This window comes from Vibrio sp. M260112, from assembly GCF_036533775.1.
In the GTDB taxonomy this organism is placed as follows: domain Bacteria; phylum Pseudomonadota; class Gammaproteobacteria; order Enterobacterales; family Vibrionaceae; genus Vibrio.
Window position 1 is genome coordinate 1 of sequence record NZ_JATABH010000010.1, and the last position, 12,250, is coordinate 12,250.

A 12,250-nucleotide genomic window follows, 5' to 3' on the forward strand; every position below is an offset into this window, starting at 1 on the left:
GATCCCTAAAAAGTTAAGGGCGATGCGAGAGCGAGTGAAGCGCTACATTCTGCCAGAGCGAAAAAAACGGCCCAAATCAAGGACCGTTCGTATGAATAAGACTCGCTATCCAGTTCGTTCCAAACACGTTAAGTGATAGGAGTTAACCCGAAGGTGGCTTTTTAACTAATTGGTACTTACGCTTGAGGACGCATCGCAGGGAATAAGATTACGTCACGGATTGTATGAGTATTGGTAAATAGCATCGCTAGACGGTCGATACCAATACCTTGACCAGCTGTTGGTGGTAGACCGTGCTCAAGAGCGGTGATGTAGTCTCCATCGTAGTACATTGCTTCATCGTCACCTGCATCTTTTGCATTTACCTGAGCTTTAAAACGCTCATCTTGGTCTTGTGCATCGTTAAGCTCAGAGAAGCCGTTTGCTACTTCACGACCACCAATGAAGAACTCAAAACGGTCAGTAAAGAACGGGTTATCATCACTACGACGAGCCAACGGAGAAATGTCCGCTGGGTAACCAGTAATGAAGGTAGGTTGAATTAGCTGAGGTTCTGCTGTTTCACCAAAGATCTCTTCAAGTAACTGACCACACGTCCAGAAAGTTTCCACTTCAACATGAACAGACTTGGCAATCGCAACCATCTTGTCGCGATCTTGAAGATCCGCTTCCGTTAGAGCTTGAATTTCTGCATGCTCAGGGTTGTAATGTTTGATCGCTTCAAACATGCTCATACGAGCGTATTTACCACCAAACTCAACCGTTTCATCACCGTAAGGCATTGATGTCGAACCTAGCACGTCCATCGCAACCGTACTTAACATCTCTTCAGTCAGATCCATCAGATCTTTGTAATCAGAGTATGCTTGGTAGAATTCCATCATAGTAAATTCAGGGTTATGACGTGGAGATAGACCTTCGTTACGGAAGTTACGGTTGATCTCGAATACGCGATCAAAACCACCAACAACTAAACGCTTTAGATATAGCTCAGGCGCAACACGCAAGTACATGTCGATGTCGAGTGCATTATGGTGAGTAACGAATGGACGAGCCGTCGCACCACCAGGAATAACATGCATCATTGGTGTTTCAACTTCTAAGTAGCCTTTTGAGCTCATAAAGTTACGAATCGCTGAAACCAGTTTAGAACGAATGATGAATGCTTCACGAGAATCTTGGTTAACAATAAGATCAACATAACGCTGACGGTAACGCATCTCTTGGTCAGTCAGACCGTGGAACTTCTCTGGAAGTGGACGAAGTGCCTTAGTTAGCAATTCGTATTCTTCCATGTTCACGTAAAGATCGCCTTTACCAGATTTATGTAGCGCACCTTTAACACCAACGATATCGCCGATATCAAGACCTTGGTATTTGTCTTTTAGAACTTTTTGAACGTCTTTATCTGCGTATGCTTGGATACGGCCAGACGTTTCTTGAATCACTAGGAACGGACCACGCTTAGCCATGATACGGCCTGCAACCGCGACGACATGGTTTAGCTCTTCTAGCTCTTCCTTGGTCTTTTCACCGAACTCTTTTTGAAGGTCGCCCGCTAGCGCGTCACGACGGAAGTCGTTTGGGTGGCCGTTTGCTTTACAGCTCTTACGGATCTCGTCCAATTTAGAGCGGCGTTCTGCAATCAGCTTGTTTTCTTCTTGTACGTTGTCGTTTTGAACAGCATCAGTCATTTTCGATGTATCCTGTTTCGTAAGTGTCGGTGAAAAGCTTAAAGACCTGATTTCAGGCTAGCTTCAATAAATTTATCTAAATCGCCGTCAAGAACCGCTTGAGTATTACGGTTTTCAACGCCAGTACGTAAATCTTTAATGCGAGAATCATCCAATACGTAAGAACGGATTTGACTCCCCCAACCAATGTCAGATTTAGCGTCTTCGTTCGCTTGTTTTTCCGCATTTTGCTTCTGAATCTCTAGTTCAAAAAGCTTGGCGCGAAGCTGCTTCATTGCTTGGTCTTTGTTCTTATGTTGAGAACGGTCATTCTGACACTGCACAACCGTATTGGTTGGTACGTGAGTAATACGTACCGCAGATTCTGTCGTGTTGACGTGCTGACCACCAGCACCAGATGCACGGTAAACATCAATACGCAGATCAGCAGGGTTAATGTCGATCTGGATGTTGTCATCAATCTCAGGATAAATAAACGCAGAAGCAAACGAAGTATGACGGCGGCCACTTGAATCGAATGGCGATTTACGAACTAAACGGTGAACACCTGTCTCGGTACGTAACCAACCATAAGCGTACTCACCAGAAATCTTAACCGTCGCGCCTTTTAGACCTGCAACTTCGCCTTCTGATACTTCAATAACCTCAGTTTTAAAGCCTTTTGCTTCAGCCCAACGCAAGTACATGCGCAGCATCATTGAAGTCCAATCTTGCGCTTCTGTACCACCAGAGCCTGATTGCAAATCAATGTAGCAATCCGAAGCGTCATGGTCTCCAGAGAACATGCGACGGAATTCTAGCTTTTCTAACTTAGATTCAAGCTCAGCAAGTTCAGGCTCGATCTCATCAAACGTTTCTTGATCTTCTTCTTCTACAGCCAGCTCAAGTAGCCCTTCAACATCTTCCACACCTTGAATGAGAAGGTCGATAGTTTCTACAACCGCTTCCAATGATGAACGCTCTTTACCTAGTGCTTGAGCACGTTCAGGTTCGTTCCATACATCTGGCTGTTCTAATTCTGCGTTGACTTCTTCTAGACGCTCTTGTTTTGCGTCATAGTCAAAGATACCCCCTCAGGATATTCGTGCGCTCAGACACATCCTTTAGGCGGTTTTTAATAGGATTGATTTCAAACATGTTTGCTCAACATTTATGAGTAGAATTTAACCGAGGAATTGTACTCAAAAGTGTGATGAAGATACAGGAATTTTTTATCGCTGCATAAAAACTCAAATGCAAAAAAAATCCCCTGTCACGCCTTACGCGACAGGGGATTGTTAACTAGATAAGATGAGAAATTATGCGTTCTCTTCCGCCAATACTGGCTGTTCAACTTTGCCAACAAATAGCATTGCAACCATAGCCACAACCGTTGGTAGTAACCAACCCATACCGATATCAAATAACGGCAACATGTTTAGTGCTGATACATCAACACCCGCAACCTTCGCAGCGTCGATCAATGCAAACAGTAAAGAAACAAGGATCACCACACGGTATGCCGCTTTAGGGTTTGGTAATTTCTTGCGAAGGAAAGTCAGTGCAACCAACGCAATAGCAACTGGGTATAGTGCGAATAGAACTGGTACCGACAGAGCGATCAGTTGTGAAAGACCCACATTAGCAACAACCGCACAGGCTACACCGTTGATAATAACCCAAGTCTTGTATGAAATTGGCGTCAGTGAACTAAAGTAATCTGAACACGCTGACACAAGACCAATAGCCGTTGTCAAACACGCTAACAATACAATCACAGAAAGCACAAGCTGACCGTAAGGACCAAACAGAGACTGCACATAGAGGCTCAAGATCACGCCACCGTTATCTGCACCTGATGCAACCGTTGCACTTGTCGCACCAAGATAGAACAGAGATACGTACACAAATGTCAGGCCAGCCGCAGCAATACAAGCTGCACTGATCAAGTACTTAGACGTTGCTTTTTGCTCTGTAATGCCTTTCTGGCGAAGTGCATCAACAATCAATACACCGAACATTAATGAGCCGAAGGTATCCATGGTGTTGTAACCTTCAAGGAAACCTTTTTGCAACGGATGAGTAAGATATTCGCCCTGAGCCGCGATTAACTGACCTTGTGGATCAATGAATACCGCAACAGCCAATACGATCAGACCTAGGAACAAGACAGGTGTTAGAACTTTACCAATCACATCAATCAGCTTGCCTTGTGACCATGCAAAGAACATAGCAACAGCAAAGAAAAGGATTGAAAATAGAGTCAGATGAGACTGCGCCGCGTCAGCAAAGAAAGGTTTCACCGCCATTTCGTATGCAACCAAGCCTGTACGTGGTGCCGCGAATGCTGGGCCAATGATGATAAAAATCAACACAGCCATAATCATGGCACCGCGTTGCGGAAGATCCTTAGTCAGATGCTCCCACGAGCCTCCAGCAACTGCAATAGCAACGATAGTAATAAGAGGTAGACCTACTGCAGTTAGAAGAAAGCCTGACATTGCAGGAATAACGTTTTCACCAGCCAATTGACCAGCTAGAGGTGGAAAGATGATGTTACCTGCACCCAAAAAGAAAGCGAATAGCATAAAGCCTACCGCAAGAATATCTGTTAATTTTAAAGTCTGATTCACTGTCGACCCTTTACTTATAATCTAATGAATGTTGTGTTTGTTGGATGGTCAATAATTGCCGTCCACTCTTTAAATTAAGGCGCGCATAATGACGAAAACCTCATCAACTCGCAACCCAAAGGCGAAAAACACCATATAAATTTATAATCACAAGTAAAAAGCAGCATATATCACTACATCAAACAGATTGAATAGTCGTATAAACTAGCCAAAAACCGTTACACACCGAGAACAAACAGCACAATAAACCACACAAATTATTAACAACAGATCAATTAACTCAAAAAACAATCAATTGACGATAAAGATAAAATTAATGAATAAAACTAAAAGCTTTGAGTTCAAACAATTTAAAATTGATGGCGGCTATTCTGGCATGCCAGTAAGTACTGATGGAGTCTTACTTGGTGCGTGGATGGATCTTAGCGAGTGCGCATCACTACTCGATGTGGGCACGGGAACAGGTCTACTAAGTTTGATGTGCGCTCAACGTAAACCGACATTGTCTATCGAAGCGATCGACATAGAAAAAAATGCCATTGCAGCCGCGAATTTTAACTTCTTATCTTCGCCTTGGTCTGATCGAATAACACTCCATCATAACGATGTTCTCAAACATCAATTTGATCGTAAATTCGATGCCATCATCTGTAATCCACCTTACTTTAATAATGGAGAACAAGCAGTAAATAGCGCTCGGGCCTTGGCGAGACACACCGACAGCTTAAATCACACTCACCTCATTGAGCGCTGTTGGTCACTGCTAACCCCGACAGGTTGTGCCAGTTTTGTTCTACCGATTGTTGAAGGTGAACACTTTATCGCTATCGCGCTATCGCTCGGTTGGTCTATAAAAAGATGCTGCTCTATCAAACCAACCACCAACAAGCCGGTGAGCCGATTATTATTTGAACTGAGTAAACAATCCGTTGCGACCCAATATCAAAACCTGACAATTCACCAAGCTACTGGCTATTCAAGTGAGTTTATTGACCTAACCAAAGACTTTTATCTCAAGATGTAAAAAATAAGGTGTGATCCTTATCACCGATCACTCTATAATACGTCCCCTTAAATTATTGCTCACACCAACTCGCTTGTGGAGACATCATAGTGATCAGAAATTTTGCTGAATTAGAGTTAGATCCTAATCTACTCCTCGCAATTGAAGAAATGGGTTATGACCGCCCGACACAAATTCAGGCTGAAGCGATCCCACAAGCTTTAGATGGCCGTGACGTATTGGCTTCTGCACCTACTGGCACAGGAAAAACAGCAGCATTTGTGCTGCCTGCATTGCAGTTTTTGCAAGATTTTCCGCGTCGTAAACCAGGGCCAGCGCGTGTTCTTGTCCTGACCCCAACCCGTGAGTTGGCAATGCAAGTAGCCGATCAAGCACGTGCGCTAGCGAAGCACACAAGCCTCAACATATTTACCATTACTGGTGGTGTTCAATACCAAGAACACGCAGATATTCTTGCAACAACTCAAGATATCGTGGTTGCGACACCAGGTCGTTTGATGGAATACATCGAATCTGAGCGCTTTGATTGTCGCGCGATCGAATGGTTAATTCTGGATGAAGCAGATCGCATGTTAGACATGGGCTTTGGTCCAACCGTTGATCGTCTCTCATCAGAATGTCGTTGGCGTAAACAGACCCTACTCTTCTCTGCCACATTAGAAGGCAAAGGTGTTGAGGGCTTCACAGCCGATCTACTTAATGATCCAGCACAAGTTGATGCAGAGCCATCGCGTCGCGAGCGCAAGAAAATTTCTCAGTGGTACCACCGCGCAGACGATATGTCGCACAAACTGGATCTCCTGAAGAAGATCCTTACCGAGCAAGCAGAACGCTCCATCGTCTTCTTGAAAACACGTGAACGTCTCGCCGAGCTGCGTGTCGAGCTGGAAAAAGCACAAATTGCTTGTGCTTGGATCCAAGGTGAAATGCCACAAGATCGTCGTAACAATGCCATCAGTCGCTTCCGCGATGGAACGGTAAACGTATTACTAGCAACTGACGTTGCCGCTCGTGGTATCGACCTTCCAGATGTGAGTCACGTCATCAACTTCGACATGCCACGCAGTGCTGATGTTTACTTACACCGTATTGGCCGTACTGCCCGTGCCGGTAAGAAAGGCAACGCAGTTTCTCTAGTAGAAGCCCATGACCAACCAATGATGGATCGTGTAGCACGTTACGTTAAAGAAGAGATCAAAGAGCGTTTCATTAAAGAGATGCGTCCTAAACATAAAAAACCTGTGTTTAAGAAAAAGAACAAAAAGAAAGATGACAAGAAAAAAGTAGCGGCAAAAGGTAAGAAGAAAGTCGCTAAGAAAAAGAAATAGTTTCGAGTTTCGAGTTTCGAGTTTCGAGTTTCGAGTTTCGAGTTTCGAGTTTCGAGTTTCGAGTTTCGAGAAAAGTTTGAAGGGTTGGCACTTAGTGCCAACCCTTTTCTTTTAAAGTCAGACAATTAGGCTCAAAAAAGAACTAAAAGCTAGCGACTAACTCGATTCTCGGAGCGAAGCGTTCTCGCAGGGCGAAGCCCGATCTCGACTCTAAAAATAGTTGGAGTTCTGGCAAGGCAATGAACAAATCCGGCCCCATGAGCATAGTCCACTATGTGATTGGGGTGAATTTGCGAAGTTAACGCAGTTATCACCCCAAATACGACGAAGATTAGTGTTCGCGTGTTGCGCGGAACTCCACATCTGGGAAACGCTCTTTCGCCAAATTCAGATTGACCATAGTTGGGGCGATGTAAGTCAGGTTGTCACCACCATCAAGTGCTAAGTTTGACTGGTTCTTACGCTGGAATTCATCCAGTTTCTTACCGTCTGTACACTCAATCCAACGTGCTGTTGCTACGTTAACGCCTTCATAAATCGCTTCCACGTTGTATTCTGCTTTTAAGCGAGCAACAACAACATCAAACTGCAGCACACCAACCGCACCAACGATAAGATCGTTGTTTTGTAGTGGACGGAAAACCTGTACCGCCCCTTCTTCTGAAAGCTGAACAAGTCCCTTTAGCAACTGCTTTTGCTTCAAAGGATCTTTCAAGCGGATACGACGGAAGAGTTCTGGAGCAAAGTTTGGAATACCAGAGAACTTAAGTGTTTCACCTTGAGTGAAGGTATCACCAATCTGGATAGTACCGTGGTTGTGAAGACCAATGATGTCACCCGCATAGGCATCTTCTGCACGTGAACGGTCACCTGCCATAAAGGTCACCGCATCAGAAATATTCACCTGCTTGCCAATACGTACATGGTTCATCTTCATACCTTGCTTGTAGGTACCAGAGACAATACGCATGAACGCGATACGGTCGCGGTGCTTAGGATCCATGTTCGCCTGAATCTTAAATACGAAGCCAGTGAAGTTCTCTTCACTTGCTTTCACTTCACGTTCATTAGCCTGACGTGACATCGGAGCTGGTGCCCATTCAGTTAAGCCATCCAACATGTGGTCAACACCAAAGTTACCTAGCGCGGTACCAAAATATACTGGCGTCAATTCACCCGCCAAGAACAGCTCTTTGTCAAATTCAGGGCATGCGCCAATAACCAACTCGAGCTCTTCACGTAGCTGCTCTGCAAGATCGCTACCAACGGCTTCATCAAGTTCTGGATTCTCCAACCCTTTAATGATGCGAGACTCTTGGATGGTATGGCCCTGACCCGTGCTATACAAAATGGTTTCGTCGCGATGGATATGGTAAACACCTTTAAACTCTTTACCGCAACCAATTGGCCATGAGATAGGTGCACAAGACATCTTGAGTTCACTTTCAACTTCGTCTAGCAGATCCATTGGGTCGCGGATATCACGGTCCAATTTATTCATGAAAGTAACGATAGGTGTATCACGTAAACGTGTTACCTCCATCAGTTTGCGAGTACGGTCCTCGACACCTTTCGCAGCGTCGATTACCATCAAACATGAATCGACAGCAGTAAGCGTGCGATAGGTATCTTCCGAGAAGTCTTCGTGTCCCGGCGTATCGAGTAGGTTAACGAGGCACTCATTGTAAGGAAACTGCATAACAGAGGTTGTTACCGAGATGCCACGCTCTTTTTCCATTTCCATCCAGTCGGACTTAGCGTGTTGAGCGGAACCGCGACCTTTAACTGTACCCGCTGTTTGGATCGCGCGTCCGAACAATAGTACTTTTTCTGTAATAGTTGTTTTACCCGCATCTGGGTGCGAGATGATTGCGAAAGTTCTACGCTTAGAAACTTCGCCAAGAAAAGGTGTATTTGACATGAGAGAGTCTTCTTCTGTCTATAAGCTAAAGAGGGCTATTACTCTAGCCCTAGCGGTTCGATTCAATTTTGCGCGGTATTTTCGCTTATATTGAACTGGGGAGCAACTTCATCAATGAAAATGAGCAAAAAAGCACTTCAAATTAGTTACAAATTAAAATATCAATAAATATGAGCTATAACTAAAGGAGTAGAGGGAACTGATCTGAACTATGGCTAAAAGCAAAAAAATTAACTCATTAGCTTTTCGGCAAGCTAAAACCGTTTTCTTGGTATCGGTGATATTGGGGATCTGTTTTAGCTTGTACCATATTTTGGTGGATCTCCATCAGGAGCAGAAGCGAATTCAAGAGCATTATCAGTTCAAGTTACTGCAAAATTACTCCAATGCGAGTCAAGCGGCTTATCACTTGAACCAATTGCTTGCTGAACAGGTAGCTTCCAGCCTGATGATGGATAATGCCGTATATAAAGTCCAAATTGTCGATGACTTTGGTGATACCTTAACTCAGAAAGAGCGCAATATTTCTCTGCAAAGCAAATTCACAGAAGCGCTATCCAGGTACCTAACACCCACTGCTCCCGTTTTTACTACAGACCTACATCAACCGAACTCTCATGTTGTGGTAGGTTCATTAAGCTTCTCAGTCAATGGCGCCTACATCGCGAAAAATTTCATTGCAAAGACAACGCAAATTCTACTGTTTGACCTGTTCCGTAACATCTTGCTGACCTCTATCTTGCTGATGTTTTTCTATCAGAAGTTGTCTAAACCTCTCGTGACACTTATTGAATGGGTCAGATCACTCCAAGACAATAAGAGTGATCTCCCGCCTCCAACTCAGTATCGCGATGATGAACTAGGTCAACTTGCTCAAACCTTCCATACACTTTGGAAGGACAGAGAAGCGGCCGAGGTTAAACTCAATCAACTCGCTTATTACGATTCATTGACTGGCCTTGCTAACCGCAGCCTGCTGTTACAGCTTTTGAGTAAAGCCATCGACGATGCCAATGGCAGTAAACAAGCTGGGACACTGTTCTACCTCGACTTAGATCGCTTTAAGACTATCAATGACTCTTTGGGGCATACCATAGGTGATAACCTTATCAAAGCCATCTCAAAACGTATTGAAGCTTGGTTGAAGACAGACTTCACGGCTGCGAGAATCGGCGGGGATGAGTTTGCCCTACTGTTACCTCACACAAATGCAGAAAAGGCTCACGAACTGGCTCAGCAATTACTGGCACTCGTCTCTAATCCTTATTCTATTGATGATCACCAACTTTACTGCACCGTTAGTGTTGGTATCGCCGTTTTCCCTTCGGTGGGCAGCACGAATATCGATGTTTTGCGTCAAGCCGATACCGCACTCTACCGCGCCAAAGTCGCAGGCCGTAACAAATACATGTTTTACGAACCAGAGATGCAAGCACAGGTCGAGTCGTTTCTGGAAATCGAAAAAGGATTGCATGAAGCAATCAATAAAGGACAACTGGAACTCTATTACCAACCACAGGTTGATGAAAAGCATCATATCGTTGGTGTCGAAGCGTTGATCCGCTGGAACCACCCAGAAAAAGGGTTGTTGCCCCCAGGGGTGTTTATGCCGATAGCGGAAGAAACTGGACAAATATTGCAGATCGGTAACTGGATTATCGAACAAGCTTGCTATCAGTATGCCTCTTGGAAAAAGCAGAATATTCTGCCTGAGACATTCCGCCGATTAGCCATCAATATCAGCCCTTTGCAGTTTTCACAAAACTCCTTTGTAGAACACATCGTCGATTCTCTGACACAAGCTGGCATCAGTGGTGAGCATATTGAGTTGGAAATCACTGAGAATTTGCTGCTAGAAAATGTCGATGCTGCGATTCAAAAAATGGCGGAGCTTAAAGAGCACAACTTAAAGACATCGATCGATGATTTTGGTACGGGTTACTCATCTCTGCGCTACCTGAAACACCTATCCGTCGACGTCCTTAAAATAGATCGCTCATTCGTCACCCAACTGCACTTAGATGAGAGTGATCAAGCGATAGTTGATACCATCATCATGACGGCTCAAAGATTAAAACTGGAAGTCATTGCAGAAGGTGTCGAAGACGCTTACGAGTTACAAGCGCTCAAACAGTTGGGCTGTGCTCAGTTTCAAGGCTATTTGTTTGATAAACCCCTCCCCGTAGCAGAACTGACAGAGCGCTTCGAGAGAAACCACTACCAAATCGACGAGCCGACTCCGGTAAAAGCCGTGCAAAAGTAATCAGGGCCTAAAAGAAGATGTAGCTCATGATAATTGCATCTTCTTTGCCTGATGCTGTTGGGTAGTAGTTCCGGCGACGGTCGACTTCGTTAAACCCGATAGACTCATACAAACCAAAAGCATTGTGGTTGCTTTCTCTTACCTCTAACCATGCGCTGTCAGCCTGTGCTTGTTCGCACATATCGAGAAAAGCTTCCATAAGTTGTTTGCCATATCCTTTCCCTTGATAAGCGGGAGAAACGGCAATATTCAGCAAAGTGACTTCACCTACAATGTTTTGCGCATAAAAATAGCCAACAACCTGATTATCATCGCACAACACATGGTGGCAACCACCACGACTATTGATATCTCGAACCATGTTTTCTGACCATGGATGAGAGTGTGCCTGACGTTCAATGTTCCAGACTTGATCTAAATGTTCTGGCAGTAATGGGGAGATGTTTAACATGGCTATTTGTACGAACAGATTTGTTGCCACAGCGCTCGACGCTGATCGTTATTACCATCAATATCACTGAGCAAAGGAGAAGATAATACCTTCCCTTGCACATCAGGCTGTACTTCACAGCCCGCAAACCAAGCCCACTCTAACTGGTGCTCAGGTAACTGACTCACTTGGTGAGGAAAGATGTGTTGTGTTTGTTCCAAGTTTAGATTGATGCTTTTCAATACCCTTTCAAACATAATTGCTGTCTCATTTTTCGGATATTGGGGTGAGATCAGCACAAGTTGACAAGACTCTTGCAAAACGATGCGAGGGGCTTGATAGCCTTGCAGTCGTTCTGGATGGGTCAGCTCATAGCACTGAATACCCATCTCTTGTAAATACTCTAGCTCGTGTTGTGGCATAAGGATTCGTCACTGGTTTGAACGAGCCAATCGTAACATAAAACAAAGAGGCACTATGAAACATTTCATCACCATTTTGCTTTCCTCACTGATTATCCTTATCGCTCCACAAACTTTCGCGCAAAGCAGCGATGACTGGGTAATGATCAGCGATAAAGTGGTCAACTACAAATCTGAAACTGATACCGTAGAACCCCTTGCGTACGTCAGCCAGCGCAACTTTAGCAAACTAAAGATTAAAGTCGTTCAAGGTACCGTTAACTTAAAGAGTATCGTGGTGACTATGTCTGATGGTAGTAGCAAAGAACTTCAATCGATGGGCACGTTAACCAAAGGTATGTCAACCAGAGTCTGGACTCTGCCTGGCGGCAAAGATGCCAAGTTTAAGAAACTTGAGATGACATACGATAGCTGGGGAAGTACAACTCTAAGTGCAGTCGGCCTCAGTAAGAAAGCAAAGATCGAAGTTTGGGGTAAAAAGCGTACCGAAGAAGATGAAGAATAGCGTCCTGCGATAAACAAACGCCACCGATATCGGTGGCGTTTTTGTATTGGA

10 protein-coding genes and 1 pseudogene are annotated in these 12,250 nt (G+C 44.5%); 5 read left to right on the forward strand and 6 right to left on the reverse strand.

Annotation, left to right across the window (positions count from 1 at the left end):
• A pseudogene (locus QTN95_RS06685) lies at positions 1 to 136 on the forward strand (IS4 family transposase); the annotation flags it as partial.
• Positions 137 to 176: 40 nt separating this feature from the next.
• Here QTN95_RS06685 and lysS read toward each other — a convergent pair.
• The 3 genes from lysS to brnQ form a co-directional block, all read right to left on the reverse strand.
• Complete coding sequence (gene lysS, locus QTN95_RS06690) at positions 177 to 1,694, reverse strand: lysine--tRNA ligase (protein ID WP_331416853.1); 1,518 nt, start codon at positions 1,692 to 1,694, stop codon at positions 177 to 179.
• A 38-nt stretch (positions 1,695 to 1,732) separates the two neighbouring features.
• Positions 1,733 to 2,831, reverse strand: a protein-coding gene (gene prfB, locus QTN95_RS06695) for a peptide chain release factor 2 (RefSeq protein WP_138972126.1) whose coding sequence is annotated in 2 segments (ribosomal slippage) — positions 1,733 to 2,755 and positions 2,757 to 2,831 — 1,098 coding nt in all. Because the reading frame shifts where the segments join, the coding sequence is not laid out codon by codon here.
• Positions 2,832 to 2,992: 161 nt separating this feature from the next.
• Positions 2,993 to 4,306 carry a branched-chain amino acid transport system II carrier protein gene (gene brnQ, locus QTN95_RS06700; RefSeq protein ID WP_138972127.1) on the reverse strand — a complete coding sequence of 438 codons (1,314 nt, stop codon included), beginning with the start codon at positions 4,304 to 4,306 and terminating at the stop codon, positions 2,993 to 2,995.
• A gap of 316 nt (positions 4,307 to 4,622) precedes the next feature.
• On the opposite strand from brnQ, the gene QTN95_RS06705 reads away from it, so the two are divergent.
• On the forward strand, positions 4,623 to 5,330 hold the full coding sequence (locus QTN95_RS06705; protein WP_331416855.1) for a tRNA1(Val) (adenine(37)-N6)-methyltransferase: 708 nt from the start codon (positions 4,623 to 4,625) through the stop codon (positions 5,328 to 5,330).
• An 89-nt stretch (positions 5,331 to 5,419) separates the two neighbouring features.
• Positions 5,420 to 6,658 carry an ATP-dependent RNA helicase SrmB gene (srmB, locus tag QTN95_RS06710; protein WP_331416856.1) on the forward strand — a complete coding sequence of 413 codons (1,239 nt, stop codon included), beginning with the start codon at positions 5,420 to 5,422 and terminating at the stop codon, positions 6,656 to 6,658.
• Positions 6,659 to 6,989: 331 nt separating this feature from the next.
• On the opposite strand, the gene prfC is transcribed toward srmB, so the two are convergent.
• Positions 6,990 to 8,579, reverse strand: coding sequence for a peptide chain release factor 3 (prfC, locus tag QTN95_RS06715; RefSeq protein ID WP_331416857.1), 1,590 nt, complete (start codon positions 8,577 to 8,579; stop codon positions 6,990 to 6,992).
• Positions 8,580 to 8,790: 211 nt separating this feature from the next.
• Here prfC and QTN95_RS06720 point away from each other — a divergent pair, with 211 nt between their 5' ends.
• The gene (locus QTN95_RS06720) at positions 8,791 to 10,842 is read left to right on the forward strand and encodes a putative bifunctional diguanylate cyclase/phosphodiesterase (protein WP_331416858.1); all 2,052 of its coding nucleotides are present in this window, start codon (positions 8,791 to 8,793) and stop codon (positions 10,840 to 10,842) included.
• A 7-nt stretch (positions 10,843 to 10,849) separates the two neighbouring features.
• Here QTN95_RS06720 and rimI read toward each other — a convergent pair whose 3' ends face one another.
• A complete protein-coding gene (rimI, locus tag QTN95_RS06725) occupies positions 10,850 to 11,293 on the reverse strand; it encodes a ribosomal protein S18-alanine N-acetyltransferase (RefSeq protein ID WP_331416859.1) in 444 nt (147 codons plus the stop codon).
• A gap of 2 nt (positions 11,294 to 11,295) precedes the next feature.
• On the reverse strand, positions 11,296 to 11,694 hold the full coding sequence (locus tag QTN95_RS06730; protein ID WP_331416860.1) for a DNA polymerase III subunit psi: 399 nt from the start codon (positions 11,692 to 11,694) through the stop codon (positions 11,296 to 11,298).
• A gap of 55 nt (positions 11,695 to 11,749) precedes the next feature.
• Here QTN95_RS06730 and QTN95_RS06735 point away from each other — a divergent pair, with 55 nt between their 5' ends.
• A complete protein-coding gene (locus QTN95_RS06735; protein WP_331416861.1) occupies positions 11,750 to 12,199 on the forward strand; it encodes a hypothetical protein in 450 nt (149 codons plus the stop codon).
• The last annotated feature ends 51 nt before the right edge of the window (positions 12,200 to 12,250 follow it).